The following is a 15,787-nucleotide window of genomic DNA, read 5'->3' as shown; positions in this document are numbered from 1 at the left end:
GGAGCGAGCGCCTGTGCCGTCCGAACCGGAATCCGCGCCGGCGGCATTCACCCGAGCGGGACAGGACGCCGTCACCTTCTCGCGCCGCGTCGCGAGCACCGCGCTCGCGCGCAGCGAACGCCACCGCGGCGAAAACCGGGAATTGCTCAAGGAGTTCGGCAGGCGCCGCCTTTCCGGCGCCGCGGAACCCGCGCCGTCCGCGTTGCGCGGGGCCGCCCGCCGGTTCCGCGCGGCCCGCGGATTGCCGATGCCCGCCGAGCCCGTGGCGCCCGAGCCGGTTCCCGTTCGTCCCAAGATTTCGCCCGAACAGACCCGGACGAGTGAAGAGGACGAGGACTTTTCGCAGTCGCGAATCATGAGCCGGGACTCCTGAAACTGTCCGGGAACCGGCTGTGCGTGTGCTAACCACGCTGGTGGACAAGCTTTTTTCGGCAGCTCCGGCACGCCGTTCACCCGGCCGTTGCCAGTCGGTTCCCTTGTCCCGCGTTCACGCAAGCAACTACTTGCGAAGAAGTCGCGACAAGTGTGAACCGAACTGGCAATGTCTTCGTCGTAGGTGCAGTGCCGGAAACACCAGCCGGCACGCACAACCACTGACGAAGGGGGTAGCTCCCATGGCTGCTGGCGGTTTCACTGGGGATCCGAAGGAATTCACCGCGGCGGAAGGTCGCGTCGTCGACGCGACCAGCCGGATGAACAAGAACCTGAGCGACCTGCGCTCGAACATCGAGGCGACCCGCGCGGGCTGGGAAGGCGACGCGCAGCGTGCCTTCGACAACGTCATGCGCCGCTTCGACGACGCCGGCCGCGGCCTGAACGACGCGCTGCACCGCATCGGTGAGCTGCTCCAGGAAGCGGGTTCCACCTACGCCAAGAGCGAGGCTGCGCAGCACGAGCACATCAACTCGCTGAACAAGGGCTTCGGCGTTCTCGGCTGATCCAGTTCTTCCCGTTCCAGATTCGCCTTCATCTTCCATTCTTTCTTCTGACAGGAGTTCGACATGCCTGACGGCCGCATTGTTGTTGATCCGGGTACCATCCACCGCGCCGCGGAGGACTGCACCGCCACCGGTGGCGAGCTGAAGACGCTCTTCGACAACCTGAAGAGCGACCTCAACCCGCTGACCCACAGCTGGACCGGTGAAGCGAAGGACCAGTACATCCAGGCCCAGAACGAGTGGGACCAGAAGTTCGACGAGCTGACCCAGCTCCTCGCGCAGATCGCCGCCGTGCTGCCGCAGATCGCCGACGGCTACCAGGCGACGGACCGCTCGGTGCAGAACCTGTTCTGAGCCAAGCTCCGAAACCACGGCGGGCCGGGCGCCTTCGGGTGCCGGCCCGCCGTTTTCGTGTGCCGGAAACGCGTTTCGCCGCTTAACGCGGGGCGTCGACGGAATATTCTGTCTTGGAGTTGAGCCGCCGCCCGGTCAGTTTCCGCCGCTCAGTGCGGTGCCCCGACAGAATATTCCGGCTTGTCGTTGAGCACCCGCACCGTCACCTTCTTCGGCTGCCCGCCGACCTGCACCGTGCAGTCGAACGTGGTGCCGTTCTCGATCGGCTGCCCGGACGGGCACGCGACGTTCTTCACGTCCGGCTCGCCGTAGTTCTCGTTCAGCACCCGGGAAACGCCCTCCTGCAGCGACTTCTGGTCGAGGGTGTCCCCGCTGAACACTCCGGCCGCCCACGAGATCCCGGCCGCGGCGGCGAGCACCACCACGACCGCCCCGGCGATCAGGAACGGTTTCTTCGACCGCGGTTTTCCGGGCGTGGCCGAGGAAAACGCGCCGAGCCCGCCGTATTCGGACGGCTGGAACCCGCCGCCGTAAGGGTTTCCGGGCGGCTGCGGTCCCGGCTGGACCGGGGTCGGCTGGCTGGGCGCCTGGCCGGGCCCGCCGTACGGCGCGGGCGCCGGCTGGCTCTGCGGCTGACCGTAGGGCTGCGCCGGATAACCCTGCTGCGGATACTGCGCCTGCGGAAACTGGTGAGGTCGCGCCCACTGGCCGCCCGGCTGGCCGGAGCTGTCCACTTCGGACGGATAACCCGGTTGCCGCGGCGGCGTGTTCGTGCCCGGCTGCCACCATTGCGGCTGCCCCTGCGGGTGCTGGTAGGGAGGCTGGGTCATCGGTGGTCACCTCGGGGATCGGTCGGCGCGGGGATCGGCGAACGGGCGCGCATCAGCGGCCCTGCAGTTCGCCGAGCCTGCGGTAGAAGTCCTGTTTGGCCGCGTCGTCCGCGAGGACGGTGACCTGCGAGGCGTCCGGCACCGTGGGCAGGTCCGAGGAGGTGGCCTCGCCGGTGAACTTGAACTCGTAGCGCAGTTCGACCTTGTGCCCGTCGCCCTCGAACTTGGCCGCCATGGTGAACGCGGCGAGCGAGCCGTCCGGCTTCAGCGTGATGGTGCTCGGCACGACCGCCTTGCGCAGTTCCGGCCCGACCTGGTTGAGGAGCTTGTCCGGAAGCAGTTCGACGCGCCGGTCGAGGAAGATCGGGAACGGTACGTTCACGCTCAGCTGCTCGGTGCCGTCCGCGGAGCTCTTCGCGCCGCGCAGCGCTTTCTTGTCCGCCTTGTACGCGCTGTCGACCGCGTCGCCCATCTTGCACGCGATCTGCACCCCGCCCCACGCGCACGGCTGGACCAGCCCGGCCTCCGGCTTGGGCATCGACACCCACGGCGTCGGCGCGAGCGACTTGTAGGCCGGGCCGAGGTAGAGGTACTCGACGGCGCCGTCGGCCGGGGTGAACGAGTCGAGGAACTCGTTGGGGTTCTTCTGCGACCGGTTGTGCACGATGCGGCTCTCCGGGCTGCCGGTGCGCGCCGAGGTGACGATGTTGTGCAGGTACTTGTCGTCGAACTTGAAGTACCGGTCCGCGGAGTTGGTCACATTGCGCGGCTCGACGATCGTGTCCGCGAGCTTCGACATGGCCTTCTCGAACTTCGCGCCGACGTACGCGGCGGCCTGGTCGCCGTCGGGCAGCGCGGTGCCGGCGCGGGCCTGCCCGCACGCCGTCGCGAGTGCCAGCACGGCGGCGACGGCTCCCGCCGTCCGGGCGGCTCGGGTCGTCCTCGCTCGTGTCTTCAACTGTTGTCCCCAGGTGCTCGTCGTGCTGGCGCGGCTGCGCGCCCGAATCGTCTCATCCTGGTCCGACCCGCGCGGCGGCGTGGTGGTTCCGGGAGCTGGTCGGGTAAGCTGCGACCGGCCGACGAGGCGCCTTCGCACCCCCCGCTGCACAGCAATGGGACCACAGGGGTATCTTCATATGTCGTTGTGCGTTGCGGCGCGTCAGCGCTCGGCCCGCACATTACCCACACGCAATGACGACGAGGTAGACCCTTGCCCACGTACAGCCCCAAGCCCGGCGACGTCACTCGTGCCTGGCACGTGATCGACGCCGAGGATGTCGTGCTCGGACGGCTCGCGACCGAGGTCGCCACGCTGCTGCGCGGCAAGCACAAGCCGACCTACGCCCCGCACGTGGACACCGGTGACTTCGTCATCATCGTCAACGCCGAGAAGGTCGCTCTCACCGGTAACAAGCGCGAGCAGAAGTTCGCGTACCGGCACAGCGGTTACCCCGGCGGTCTGCGGAAGCGCTCCTTCGGCGAGCTGCTCGACACCAAGCCCGAGCACCTCGTGGAGAAGGTGGTCAAGGGCATGCTGCCGAAGAACAAGCTCGGCCGCGCCATGGCCAAGAAGCTGAAGGTGTACGCCGGCCCGCAGCACCCGCACGCCGCGCAGCAGCCGCAGGCGCGCGAGATCACCAAGATCGCGCAGGTCGCGCAGTGAGTGAGGAACAGTTGACCAGCACCGAGACCGAGGTCGTCGCTTCGACCGAGACCCCCGCCGAGGCCGTGGCGACCAGCGAGTCCGCCGCCGCTCCGCGCCCGTCGCGTGCCGCCGGTGGCAACGCGCAGACGGTCGGCCGCCGCAAGGAGGCCGTGGTCCGCGTCCGCGTCGTGCCGGGTACCGGTGAGTTCAAGCTCAACGGCAAGTCGCTCGAGCAGTACTTCCCGAACAAGGTGCACCAGCAGCTCATCCGCGAGCCGCTCGTGACCGTCGAGAAGCCGGACTCCTTCGACATCTTCGCCAACCTCAAGGGCGGCGGGATCTCGGGCCAGGCGGGCGCGCTGCGTCTCGCCATCGCCCGTGCGCTGGTCGAGGTGGACGCCGACGACCGTCCGGCCCTGAAGAAGGCCGGCTTCCTGACCCGTGACGCGCGCGCCACGGAGCGGAAGAAGTACGGCCTCAAGAAGGCCCGCAAGGCCCCGCAGTACTCCAAGCGCTGATGCTTCGTTCGTGGGCGAACCCTGCTCGCGCCTGACGGCGCTTCGCCGGGCTCACTCCGCGATCACATTGGGGGGTCGAACCCCCAAGCCCCCGCCAGGGGCAAGCCCCTGGACCCCGGCGGCGTACGTAGGTCTCACCTTCGTGCGCCGCCGGTTGCGTTTTGCGGCCCCGATAGCCCCCCTGCCCTTCGGCTGGGCGGCTGCGTCGAGGGCTAGACTTTCGGTCTTGCAGTTCGAGGAGAGGGATCAGATGGCTCGACTGTTCGGCACCGACGGGGTACGCGGTCTGGCCAATGCCGACCTGTCCCCGGAGCTGGCCCTGTCGGTCGCGGCGAGCGCCGCCCGGGTGCTGGCGGCTCACGACCGTTCGCACCGTCCGGTGGCCGTGGTCGGCCGCGATCCGCGGGCGAGCGGCGAGATGCTGGAGGCCGCCGTGGTGGCGGGCCTCGCGTCGGCCGGTGCGGACGTCCTGCGGCTCGGCGTGCTGCCGACGCCCGCCGTCGCGTACCTCGTCGGTGCGCTGGAGGCGGACCTCGGCGTGATGATCTCCGCCTCGCACAACCCCATGCCGGACAACGGCATCAAGCTCTTCGCCGCCGGCGGGCACAAACTGCCGGACAGCATCGAGGACGAGATCGAAGCCGGCCTCGGCGCGACCGGCGTCATCCGCCCGACCGGCGACGGGGTCGGCCGCGTGACCGACGTCCCGGACGCGCTCGACAAGTACATCGAGCACCTGGTCGCCGCGACGCCGCACCCGCTGACCGGCCTGAAGGTCGTGGTGGACTGCGCGAACGGCGCGTCGTCCGCGGCCGCCCCGGAGGCGTACCGCCGGGCAGGCGCCGAGGTCGTGGCGCTGCACGCGGAGCCGGACGGCATCAACATCAACGACAGCTGTGGCTCGAACCACCCGGACCTGCTGCGCGCGGCAGTCGTCGAACACGGCGCCGACCTCGGCATCGGCCACGACGGAGACGCCGACCGCTGCGTGGCCGTCGACGCCGCAGGCGAACTCGTGGACGGCGACCAGATCATGGCGGTCCTGGCGCTGGCGCTGGCCGAAGAAGGCGCGCTGGTCAAGGACACCCTGGTCGCGACCGTGATGAGCAACCTCGGCCTGCACCTGGCGATGAAGGCACACGGCATCACGGTCGTCACGACTGCGGTGGGCGACCGCTACGTGCTGGAGGAACTGCGCGCCTCGGGCCTGGCCCTCGGCGGCGAACAGTCCGGCCACGTGGTCCTCCCGGCCCACGCCACCACCGGCGACGGCCTCCTGACCGCGATGCGCCTGATGGCCCGGATGGCCGCGACGGGCAAACCGCTGGCCGAACTGGCCGCGGTGATGAACCGGCTGCCGCAGGTGCTGGTCAACGTCCCGGTGGCGGACAAGGCAGCGGTCGCCGATTCCGCCGAGGTCCGCGACGCGGTCGGCGAGGTAGAAGCCGAACTCGGCGAGGAAGGCCGGGTCCTGCTGCGGCCGTCGGGAACCGAACAGCTGGTGCGGGTGATGGTGGAAGCCCCGGCCCACGCCACGGCCCAGGCAGCGGCGGACCGGCTGGCTGGGGTCGTGTCCGCGGTCTCCTGACCGAAATATGGTGAATACTCTGCGCCACCAGTGATCCGGCAGGTACATTCCGCAATGCGGGACTGACCGGGGAGGGGCGATGTACCACCAGAGTGAGGTGCCTCCGCATTTCGCCAGAAGCCTGGCGGCGATGGAGGAGGTGCGCGCACAGTACAGCGCTGACCACGAGCGCGCGATCGCCGACGACGAGGCCCGGCAGGCCGCGTTCGCGAAGCTGGTCGAGGAACACCGCGCTCAGGACGCACAGTCGCAAGCCGACCGCGAAGCCGCGCTCGCTGCTGCCGCCGAGGGAACCGAGGAAGACCGGGCCGCGTCGGAACAGGCAGAACGGACCGCCCAGCGGGTTGCCAAGCAGGTTGCCGAGGACGACGCGGCCGCCGCGATGTTCCGGGTCGAGGACGACACCGAACCGGTCGCGCCGGCAGCCGCTCCGCCGTCGGCGTCTCCTCCGCCCGCTTCGGCGGCCCGGCACCGGGCATGGGAGGACGACGACTTCTCGGCCACCAACTGGATTGACGCAGAGTAGCCGCGGGCGCGAGGGGAGAGGGCGACGATGGCGAAATTCCACATTGAGCCGGACCAGGTCAAAAAGGTGGCGAACGACGTCTCGACGATGAGCACCTCGTTCAAGGAAATCAAGACTTACACCGCGCAGTCCCAGCTGGCGCCCGCGCATTTCGGGAAGATCCCGGGCCTGTCCGAGGCGGCCGGAGCCTATGTGGCGAAGATGCAGGCGCTCGGCGACTCCGCCGCGAAGGGCAGTGCTTTTCTCGGCGGTTTCGCGGAGCGGCTCAACACCTCGGTGACCTTGCACAGCGAGAACGAGCAAGAGAACGCCTGGGGCGTCACGAACGCCGGCAAGGGAGCCTGACTGTGACTCCGCCACCCGACCAGGGCTCCGGTCGTCTCGGCGACACGATCGTCGCCCCGCTGCAGCCTCCCGCGGACGTCCATCTCGACGACACGTCCGACAACATTCTCAAGCCGCTGGCCGGTTTCCGGGAAAAGATGACCGGCAAGCTCGTGCAGCCGTACACGCGGTGGATCCAGCATCCGTCGCGGAACCTCGGGCTGCGGTTCTCCCCGCCGTACGGACAGGGGGACGAAGAGAACCGGATGCTGAACGAACTCGGCGGGTTCGGGTTCGGCTATCTCTGGGGCGCACAGGGGCGCGCGGCCAACCTGGGCAAGGCGGCGAAAGCCGCGCAGGACGACACCGCTCAGGTCAAGCAAGGCCTGACCGCCGCCTGGCAGGGCAAGGCCGCCGATTCGGCAGCCGAAAAGCTGGACGATTTCAGCAAGGCCTCCGGCGAGTACCTCGGCACGGTCAACGGGTTCAGCCAGCTGCTTCAGCAGTTGTGGCAGACGGTCCGCAAGCCGATCGTCGATTTGGGACAGCTGCCCGAAAACGGCGGACAGGCGCCCAAGAAGTTCCTGGACGCGCACAAGCCCGAGGACACCGACGGGCTGCTGATGTTCATGGACCGGCTCGACGACGCGATCAAGTGGGGTCGCCAGAACGGCAACGCTCAAGGGGACGTCGAAGTCATCTGGGGCGATGCGCGCAGCAAGTCCGAGGTGGCTCGCAGCCAGGAGGACGGCACCGGGCCGATCAATCCGCAGGACATTCGCAATATGTCGGTGGATCTGGACGTCCACTTCAACTCCAAGTGGTCCGACATGTTCTGCCGTCAGATGGACGAGTACTGCCAGCAGTACTCGGACGCGATGGATTGCTTCCGGCAGTACATCCGCAACGCCCACACGGCGGCGACGAACGCGTTGCGGGCGTTCTCCGACGGCCTGAACGTGCCGACCGATCCGTTCGGCCGCCTGCAACTCGGCGCGGACAGCGGCAGCGGCGGGCACGACACCGGCAAGGGCCGGAACGACGGCGGTGGCGGGGACACCAAGCCGCGCTCGTCCGGTGGCGGAGGCGACACGAAACCGCAGGAGGCCACGGTTCCGCCGCAGGTCGGTCCGACCCCAGCCCCGCCGCAGACTCCGCCCGCGCAGCCGGATCCGAACCAGAATCCGGTCACGCACAAGCCGCTCGAGGTGGATCCGTCGACCGGGCAGCCGTATCCGATCGACCCGCGGACCGGGGAAGCGGTCAAGACCGAGCACGAAGCGCCGGACACCGTGACGGTTCAGCACGGTGACCACAAGATCACCATGTCGGAGCCGGACTCCCACGGGAAGATGGCGGTCTCGATCGGCGACGGGACCGGGCACGACAAGGCGTATCAGCTCGATTTCGGCGACCCGGCCGCCCAAACCCCGGGAACCGGCGCTGACGCGGCGCAAGGGGACCCGGCCGCTCGCCCTCACGACGCTTCGGCACCGCCCGCGCACGACGCTCCCGGCGGCCCGGTCCACAAACAGCCGGACGGCACCGCGCCGACGGCTGACCCGAACCAGGTGCACCGCCCTGGCCCGGACGGAAAGATCCACATCGAGGACGGAAACCTCAAGATCACCGCCGAGCGCCCGAACGGACCGGACGGGCCGACCGTCGTGACGGTGGACGACGGATCCGGCGAGCCGACGAAATACACCCTCGACGAGCACGGAAAGATCGATCCGGCTACCGGACGGCCAGTCGACGGCCTGACCGCTCAGCAGCACGGCGGCGGTGCCGCGAGCCCGGCCGCGCCTGCCAACGAGCTGCCCGCGGAGCACGTTCGCGAAGGTCAGCGGGTCGTAGCTGACGCTGGCGCGGCTGCCGGACCTGCCCAGGCCGTGGCCGAGCACGCTGCCGCGAGGTACGAGCACGCGACGACCGGGCAGGCAGCGGACGGGCACGACCAGGCAGCCGGAGAGCAGACCGGACGGCACCACGCGCAGCCCGTCGCCGCGCAGGCAGCCGCGACCCCGGCATACGGGACTCCGGTGGCCAGCGGCCCGGATGAGTCCACCACGGCGCAGTCGGTGCTGGACCCGTTCAGCAGCGACCCGGGGCTGGGCCACGTCCCGTCCGACCCCGGTCTCGGGGATTCGGCGGTTCCGGCCGGCTGGGAGCAGGGCGGAGCGGATCACCCGGCCGAACTCGGCACCGCGCCGACCACCACGGATCAGCAGCAAGGCCAGTCGATGGGCATGATGGGCAGCCCGATGATGGGCGGCGGAGGGCAAGGCAACTCCGCCGACCAGGAACGCGGGACCAGCGGTTACCGGGTCGACGGCGGACTGTTCGGCACCGCGCCGGGCGGCAGCCGGATCAGCGGGTCGCTCGCCGAGGAGGACGAAGGACGGCGCTGATCAGGCAGCCGGTTCCTCGTCCTCCGGAACCTCGATCGGCGCCCGCTTCACATCCGCGTCCAGCAGCGGCAAGTACTTCTCCGTACCGGTCAAATGCGTGAGAAAGAACGCAGTGAACAGCGCCTTCACCAGCTGCTGAGTCGCTCGCTGCGGTTTGCCCTGCAGGAGCAGCTGGCTCCAGTGCCTGCCTTCGGTCACCGCCAGGTGGGAGGACTTCGCCAGGGTTCGCAGCTGCACCGGGCCGGCCCACGACTGGGCGATGGCGTCCGCGTGGCCTACTGCCGGGGCGACCAGGTCGCCGTCCACGGCCAGGTGCAGGCCGGGGGCGTTGACGACCTTCGCGGCGTCCGTCGCGGACGGGAAGGTCTGTGCCGCGGCCACCGTCGCTACCGCGCGGACCTTCGGGCGGGCGTCGTCGCCTGCCGCGGCGGACTGGGCGGCTGCCAGTACTGCCGAGCCGGCGCCGGTGGAGTGGCCGGCCAGGCCCAGTTTGCCCGGGTCGACGCTGATGCCGTCCGGGCCGAGGCGGACCGTGGTGATGACGTCGAGCGTCGTCAGCAGGTCGCCGGCCAGCAGGCGGTGCGACGGGAGCGGGCCGAGCTGGGTCGCGGGGGCCGCGGCGACCACGCCCCAGCTCGCGAGGTGGTGCAGCAGCTGCCGGTAGCGCGTGGCGGGCTGCAGCCAGCCGTGCCCGAACGCGATGGCCGGGAGGCCGAGGCCTTGGCGCGGGGTGAACACGACGCCGGGCAGTCCGACCAGGGCGAGGTTGCCGCGCAAAACCTCGTGCGGACCCGGGTGGGACAGCTCCGTGAGCAGCTGCTTGGGCTTGCTGGCCATGCGCGTGACCTTACTGCCCGTGCCCGGTCCCGGCCCGGTGCGCCACCCCGATCGGTTTAGGGGTCCGCCGCCGCACTGCGCGCCGACCCGGTCAACGGTTGTCCGGAGGAGGGCTCGCCCAGCTCAGCGGCACTGAAAACCCCGCTCTAGGGACCGGAGTAGGGGACTGGACTTGTCTCGTTACGCTAGTTCGCGTGTGTGGAATCGTGGGATACGTCGGACACCGCCCGGCTCTGGACGTCGTGCTCGGTGGGCTCCGCCGCATGGAATACCGGGGCTACGACTCGGCGGGCGTGGCGGTGCTGGACGGCGCCGGCGCGCTGACCGTCGAGCGCAAGGCCGGCCGGCTGGCCAACCTGGAGGCCCGGCTCGACGAGGTCGGCCGCGACGCGTTCGCGGGCACCGCGGGCATGGGCCACACCCGCTGGGCCACGCACGGGGCCCCGATCGACCGCAACTCGCATCCGCACCGGGACACCACCGGCCGCGTCGCGGTGGTGCACAACGGGATCATCGAGAACTTCGCCGCGTTGCGCGCCGAGCTCGAGGCCGACGGCATCGAGATGGCCAGCGACACCGACACCGAAACCGCCGCCCACCTGGTCGCCCGCGCCTACACCGAGGGCGACACGAAGGGCGACCTCGCGGCCAGCGTCGGCGCGGTGTGCCGCCGGCTCGAGGGCGCGTTCACGCTCGTCGTGACGCACGCCGACGAGCCGGACACGATCGTCGCCGCGCGCCGGTCGTCGCCGCTGGTGGTCGGGGTCGGCGAGGGCGAGCACTTCGTCGCCTCCGACGTCGCGGCGTTCATCGAGCACACCCGCGAGGCCGTCGAGCTGGGCCAGGACCAGCTGGTCGTCATCACCCGCGACGGCTACCAGGTCACCGACTTCCACGGCGACGCCGCGCAGGCCAAGCCGTTCACCGTCGACTGGGACCTGTCGGCCGCCGAGAAGGGCGGCCACGAATACTTCATGCTCAAGGAGATCGAGGAGCAGCCGGAAGCGCTGGCGAACACGCTGCGCGGGCACTTCGAGGCCGGCCGGATCATCCTCGACGAGCAGCGCATTTCCGACCAGGACCTGCGCGACGTCGACAAGGTCTTCGTCGTCGCCTGCGGTTCGGCGTATCACTCCGGTCTCGTCGCCAAGTACGCCATCGAGCACTGGTGCCGGCTGCCGGTCGAGGTGGAGCTGGCCTCAGAGTTCCGCTACCGCGACCCGGTCCTCGACCGCGACACGCTCGTCGTCGCCGTCTCGCAGTCCGGCGAGACCGCGGACACTCTCGAAGCCGTGCGGCACGCGCGCGAGCAGAAGGCCCGCGTGCTGGCGGTCTGCAACACCAACGGCGCGCAGATCCCGCGCGAGTCCGACGCGGTGCTGTACACGCACGCCGGGCCGGAGATCGGCGTTGCGTCGACCAAGGCGTTCCTCGCGCAGATCGCCGCGAACTACCTCGTCGGCCTGGCGCTGGCGCAGGCGCGCGGCACGAAGTACCCGGACGAGGTCGCCCGCGAGTTCGCCGAGCTGGAAGCCATGCCGGCGGCGGTGCAGAAGGTGCTGTCCACTGTGGACCAGACGCGCGAGATCGCGCGGCGGATCTCCGACTCGCGCGCGGTGCTGTTCCTCGGCCGGCACGTCGGGTTCCCGGTGGCGCTGGAAGGCGCGCTGAAGCTGAAGGAACTCGCGTACATGCACGCGGAGGGCTTCGCGGCGGGCGAGCTGAAGCACGGTCCGATCGCGCTGATCGAAGAGGGCCTTCCGGTCGTCGTCGTGATGCCGTCGCCGAAGGGCCGCGCGGTGCTGCACTCGAAGCTGGTGTCGAACATCAGCGAGATTCAGGCGCGGGGCGCGCGCACGATCGTGATCGCCGAGGAGGGCGACGAGACCGTGCGCCCGTTCGCCGACGAGCTGATCGAGGTGCCCGCGGTGCCGACGCTGTTGCAGCCGCTGGTTTCCACCGTGCCGCTGCAGGTCCTGGCCGCGGAGATCGCGAGTTCGCGCGGGTACGACATCGACAAGCCGCGTAACCTGGCGAAGTCCGTCACCGTCGAGTAAGACCGGGAGCCGCCGCCGTGCAAGGAATCTGGACGACAGAACGGATTCGCGCGGCGGAGGACCTGCTGCTCGCCCGCACCCCGGACGGCGAGCTGATGCGCCGGGCTTCCTTCGGCCTCGCCGCCGAGGTGGCTGGGCTGCTGGCCGAGGACACCGGCGGCGTGTCCGGCCGTCGGGTCGTGCTGCTGGTCGGTTCGGGCAACAACGGCGGCGATGCGTTGTGGGCTGGCGCTTTCCTGCGTCGGCGCGGGGTCGCGGTGGCCGCGGTACTGCTGAAGCCGGAGAAAGCGCACCCGGCCGGATTGGCCGCGCTGCGGCGCTCCGGTGGGCGCGTGGTGTCCATTGCGGACAGTCCACAGTGGATCGAAAAGGCGGATGTCGTTGTGGACGGCATCGTTGGTATTTCCGCTCGCGGCCCGCTGCGTCCGGAAGCGGCTGAGCTGGTCGCGCAGATCGAAGCGCCCGTGGTGGCGGTTGATTTGCCGAGCGGCGTCGACCCGGACACCGGCGCGGTCGACGGCCCGCACGTCACCGCCGCGCGCACGGTCACCTTCGGTGGGCTGAAACCCGTGCACGTGCTGGCTCCGCAGGAATGCGGCGAGGTCGTGCTGGTCGACATCGGCCTGCGGCCCTGGCTGGGCGAGCCGGATCTGCGGCGGCTGGACCTGTCCGACGTCGCCGAGGTGTGGCCGATTCCTGGTCCGGAGGACGACAAATACACCCAGGGCGTCGTCGGCATCGCGGCCGGGTCAGCGACGTACCCGGGAGCTGCGGTGCTCGCGTCCGGTTCCGCGGTCCGCGCGACGGCGGGCATGGTCCGCTACGCCGGACACGCCGCGGACGTCGTGCGCTCGCGCTGGCCGGAGATCGTCGCGACCGGCTCGGTCACCGATGCGGGCCGGGTGCAGGCGTGGGTGGTCGGCCCGGGCATCGGCACCGGCGGGGAAGGCCGGGAAATCCTGCGGCACATCCTCGGCCAGGGCGTCCCGGTGTGCGCGGACGCCGACGCCACCACGATCATCGCGAACACCCCCGAAGTCCTCGACGCTCGCGATCCGGACACGCCGCTCGTGCTCACCCCGCACGCGGGCGAGTACGAACGCCTGATGGGCCGCCGTCCGGGCGCGGACCGAGTCGCAGCGGCCCGCGAAGCGGCGAAGAAGTACGACGCTGTCGTGCTGCTGAAAGGCCACTGCACTGTTGTCGCGGCCCCGGACGGCCGCGTCGCGGTGAACACCCCGCATGGTTCCTGGCTGGCCACCGCTGGTTCCGGCGACGTGCTGACCGGCCTGGTCGGCTCGCTGCTCGCCGCCGGGCTGGACCCGTGGCTGGCCGCCGCGGCCGCCGCGCAGGTGCATTCGCTGGCGGGTGCGCTCGCCGCGGAGGACGTGCCGACGTCGGCGTCCGGTCTGGTCGACGCGATCCCGGCCGCGCTGCGGTTGGTCCGCGCGACCGCATAGTTATCGAGTTACGTGTTAACTCGGCTCGCGATATCTGGTAAGAACGAGATGTGAGTCGAGACACGCCAGGACGGCCGAAGACGCGCCCGTCCGACGCCGCGGTGGAGCAGCGGCGTCAGGAGATCCTCGACTACGTCATCGACCAGGGCGAAGTCCGGATCGACGACCTCACCGCACGGTTCGGCGTCAGCCTTATGACGATGCACCGCGACCTGGACGACCTCGCCGACAAGCGGCTGCTGCGGAAGCTGCGCGGCAAGGTAGAGGCGTACCCGGCGCTCACCATGGAGACCGCGAGCCGGTTCACGCTGCACTCGGCGGAGAAGGAAGCGCTCGCCGACCTCGCGATCCAGCAGGTCGAGCCGGGCCAGGCGGTGTTCGTTGACGACTCCACCACGTTGTTCCCGCTGGTCGAACGGCTGGCCAAGGTCGAGCGCCTCACCGTCATCACCAACTCGCTGCAGGCCGCGCGCCTGCTGGGCGCCGGCGTCGACGTGCTTCTCGCCGGCGGCCGCTACGACCCCGAGTACGACTCCTGCTCCGGCCCCGACGTGCTCGCGCTGCTCGAGCGGATTCGCGTGGACATCGCGTTCGTCTCGGTGAGCGCGGTGGCGGTGGGCAGGCTGTTCCACCCGGTCCGCGACTACGCCGAGCTGAAGAAAGCCGTGCTGCGCGCCGCGAACCGCAACGTGCTGGTGCTCGACCATTCGAAGTTCGGCCGCACCGCGACGTACGCGCACGGCACCGTCGGCGATTACGACCTCCTGATCACCAGCGAAGCCACTCCGACCGAGGAGATCGAGGCGGCGCTGAACGCGGGAACGGCGGTCGAGGCCGCGGAGTACGTCGAGGAGGGGCAGCTTTATGACAGCTGAGCTGGTGGCCGGGGTCGATTCGTCGACCCAGTCGACCAAGGTCGTGGTCTGCGACGCGCGTACGGGCCAGGTCGTGCGGACCGGCCGGGCACCGCACCCGGACGGGACCGAGGTCGACCCCGCAGCGTGGGCGCAAGCGTTTGCGGACGCCACTCGCGACGTTCTCGACGGGGTCAAGGCCATCGGCGTCGGCGGTCAGCAGCACGGCATGGTCACCCTCGACGAGGCCGGCGAGGTGGTCCGGCCCGCGTTGTTGTGGAACGACACTCGCTCCGCGCAGGCGGCCAAGGACCTCACCGACGAGCTGGGCGGGCCCGGCGTGTGGGCGAAGTCGGTCGGGCTGGTGCCAGTCGCGAGCTTCACCGTCACCAAGCTCCGCTGGCTCGCCGAGCACGAACCGGAAAACGCCGACCGCGTCGCCCGCGTTCTGCTGCCGCACGACTGGCTCACCTGGCGGCTGCTCGGCCGTCCGGAAACCGCGGTGACCGACCGCGGCGACGCCTCCGGCACCGGCTATTTCTCCCCAACCGACAACACTTATCGCCAGGACGTCCTCGCACACGCGTTCGGCGGCCGCACCCCGGAACTGCCGACCGTGCTCGGCCCGTCCGACGTCGCCGGACACACCAGCGACGGCATGCTCGTCTCCGCGGGCACCGGCGACAACATGGCCGCCGCCCTCGCGCTCGAACTCGCCCCGGGCGACGCGGTGATCTCGATCGGCACCAGCGGCACGGTTTTCGGCGTCACCGAGACCGGCGCGGCGGACGCGAGCGGCCTGGTCGCCGGATTCGCCGACGCCACCGGCCGGTTCCTCCCGCTGACCGCCGCCCTCAACGCCGCGCGCGTGCTCACCGCGGGCGCGGCGATGCTCGGAGTCGACCTGGCCGAATTCGACCGGCTCGCACTGGCCGCCGAACCCGGCGCGGGCGGCCTCACGCTGCTGCCGTACCTCGACGGCGAGCGCACCCCGAACCTGCCCGGCGCGACCGGTTCGCTGCACGGGCTGACCAGGGCGAACATGACGCCGGAGAACGTCGCGCGGGCGACCGTCGAGGGCATGGTCTGCGGGTTGGCCGCCGGGCTCGACGCGGTGCGCGCGCAGGGCATGGAAGTGAAGCGCGTGCTGCTCATCGGCGGCGGCGCGCAGTCCGCCGCGGTGCGCGCGATCGCGCCGATCGTGCTCGGCCTGCCCGTCGTGATTCCCGAGGTCGGCGAGTACGTCGCGCTGGGGGCCGCCCGGCAGGCCGCCTGGGCGCTCGCGGGCACCGCCGAACCGCCCGCGTGGACCGGAACCAAGAACCAGCTCGTGTTGGACGGGCCGACCGGGGCGCTGCGCGCCGCGGGCATCGAGATCCAGCAACGCCACCTCGAGGCGCGCGAGGCCGCGCACGGGGTTTCCGCGAAATTGGGAGAGGACTGAC

General features: G+C 70.4%; 16 protein-coding genes. 13 read left to right on the top strand and 3 right to left on the bottom strand.

Annotated elements, in window-relative coordinates:
* Positions 1–13: 13 nt before the first annotated feature.
* The 3 genes from F9C12_RS20060 (at position 14) to F9C12_RS20050 (ending at position 1,292) form a co-directional block, all read left to right on the top strand.
* On the top strand, positions 14–373 hold the full coding sequence (locus F9C12_RS20060; RefSeq protein WP_409183471.1) for a hypothetical protein: 360 nt from the start codon (positions 14–16) through the stop codon (positions 371–373).
* A 241-nt stretch (positions 374–614) separates the two neighbouring features.
* Positions 615–938 carry a WXG100 family type VII secretion target gene (locus F9C12_RS20055; protein ID WP_037368543.1) on the top strand — a complete coding sequence of 108 codons (324 nt, stop codon included), beginning with the start codon at positions 615–617 and terminating at the stop codon, positions 936–938.
* Positions 939–1,001: 63 nt separating this feature from the next.
* Positions 1,002–1,292 (top strand): WXG100 family type VII secretion target, encoded by a 291-nt coding sequence (locus F9C12_RS20050; protein WP_409183470.1) that lies wholly within the window; start codon positions 1,002–1,004, stop codon positions 1,290–1,292.
* Between the two features lie 149 nt (positions 1,293–1,441).
* On the opposite strand, the gene F9C12_RS20045 is transcribed toward F9C12_RS20050, so the two are convergent.
* Both F9C12_RS20045 and F9C12_RS20040 read right to left on the bottom strand, forming a co-directional pair.
* Entirely contained in the window at positions 1,442–2,122 is a 681-nt protein-coding gene (locus tag F9C12_RS20045; RefSeq protein WP_409466882.1) for a DUF4333 domain-containing protein, read from the bottom strand.
* A 52-nt stretch (positions 2,123–2,174) separates the two neighbouring features.
* Entirely contained in the window at positions 2,175–3,080 is a 906-nt protein-coding gene (locus tag F9C12_RS20040; protein WP_409183468.1) for a hypothetical protein, read from the bottom strand.
* Between the two features lie 252 nt (positions 3,081–3,332).
* On the opposite strand from F9C12_RS20040, the gene rplM reads away from it, so the two are divergent.
* The 6 genes from rplM to F9C12_RS20010 all read left to right on the top strand — a co-directional run bounded on the left by rplM (position 3,333) and on the right by F9C12_RS20010 (position 9,134).
* Complete coding sequence (gene rplM / locus F9C12_RS20035) at positions 3,333–3,785, top strand: 50S ribosomal protein L13 (protein ID WP_009072361.1); 453 nt, start codon at positions 3,333–3,335, stop codon at positions 3,783–3,785.
* 11 nt (positions 3,786–3,796) lie between these two features.
* Positions 3,797–4,285 (top strand): 30S ribosomal protein S9, encoded by a 489-nt coding sequence (gene rpsI / locus F9C12_RS20030; RefSeq protein WP_009072362.1) that lies wholly within the window; start codon positions 3,797–3,799, stop codon positions 4,283–4,285.
* A 250-nt stretch (positions 4,286–4,535) separates the two neighbouring features.
* Positions 4,536–5,873 carry a phosphoglucosamine mutase gene (gene glmM, locus F9C12_RS20025; RefSeq protein ID WP_409466881.1) on the top strand — a complete coding sequence of 446 codons (1,338 nt, stop codon included), beginning with the start codon at positions 4,536–4,538 and terminating at the stop codon, positions 5,871–5,873.
* 79 nt (positions 5,874–5,952) lie between these two features.
* Complete coding sequence (locus F9C12_RS20020) at positions 5,953–6,399, top strand: hypothetical protein (protein ID WP_409183466.1); 447 nt, start codon at positions 5,953–5,955, stop codon at positions 6,397–6,399.
* A gap of 27 nt (positions 6,400–6,426) precedes the next feature.
* Entirely contained in the window at positions 6,427–6,744 is a 318-nt protein-coding gene (locus F9C12_RS20015; RefSeq protein ID WP_409183465.1) for a hypothetical protein, read from the top strand.
* Between the two features lie 2 nt (positions 6,745–6,746).
* Positions 6,747–9,134, top strand: coding sequence for a hypothetical protein (locus tag F9C12_RS20010; protein ID WP_409466880.1), 2,388 nt, complete (start codon positions 6,747–6,749; stop codon positions 9,132–9,134).
* On the opposite strand, the gene F9C12_RS20005 is transcribed toward F9C12_RS20010, so the two are convergent.
* A complete protein-coding gene (locus tag F9C12_RS20005) occupies positions 9,135–9,971 on the bottom strand; it encodes a chlorophyllase/cutinase-like alpha/beta fold protein (protein ID WP_409466879.1) in 837 nt (278 codons plus the stop codon).
* A 194-nt stretch (positions 9,972–10,165) separates the two neighbouring features.
* Here F9C12_RS20005 and glmS point away from each other — a divergent pair, with 194 nt between their 5' ends.
* From glmS to xylB, 4 genes are read left to right on the top strand one after another with little or no spacing between them, the layout of a single operon-like run.
* The gene (gene glmS / locus F9C12_RS20000) at positions 10,166–12,028 is read left to right on the top strand and encodes a glutamine--fructose-6-phosphate transaminase (isomerizing) (RefSeq protein ID WP_409183462.1); all 1,863 of its coding nucleotides are present in this window, start codon (positions 10,166–10,168) and stop codon (positions 12,026–12,028) included.
* Positions 12,029–12,045: 17 nt separating this feature from the next.
* Positions 12,046–13,488 (top strand): NAD(P)H-hydrate dehydratase, encoded by a 1,443-nt coding sequence (locus tag F9C12_RS19995; protein ID WP_409466878.1) that lies wholly within the window; start codon positions 12,046–12,048, stop codon positions 13,486–13,488.
* Between the two features lie 50 nt (positions 13,489–13,538).
* Complete coding sequence (locus tag F9C12_RS19990; protein WP_409183460.1) at positions 13,539–14,363, top strand: DeoR/GlpR family DNA-binding transcription regulator; 825 nt, start codon at positions 13,539–13,541, stop codon at positions 14,361–14,363.
* A complete protein-coding gene (xylB, locus tag F9C12_RS19985; RefSeq protein WP_409466877.1) occupies positions 14,353–15,786 on the top strand; it encodes a xylulokinase in 1,434 nt (477 codons plus the stop codon). Before F9C12_RS19990 ends, xylB begins: the two co-directional genes overlap by 11 nt.
* The last annotated feature ends 1 nt before the right edge of the window (position 15,787 follow it).

It is taken from the genome of Amycolatopsis sp. GA6-003, from assembly GCF_046267895.1.
Taxonomy (GTDB): domain Bacteria; phylum Actinomycetota; class Actinomycetes; order Mycobacteriales; family Pseudonocardiaceae; genus Amycolatopsis.
The sequence above is the reverse complement of the archived record's forward strand: the minus strand, read 5'-3'. Positions and strand labels throughout refer to the sequence as shown.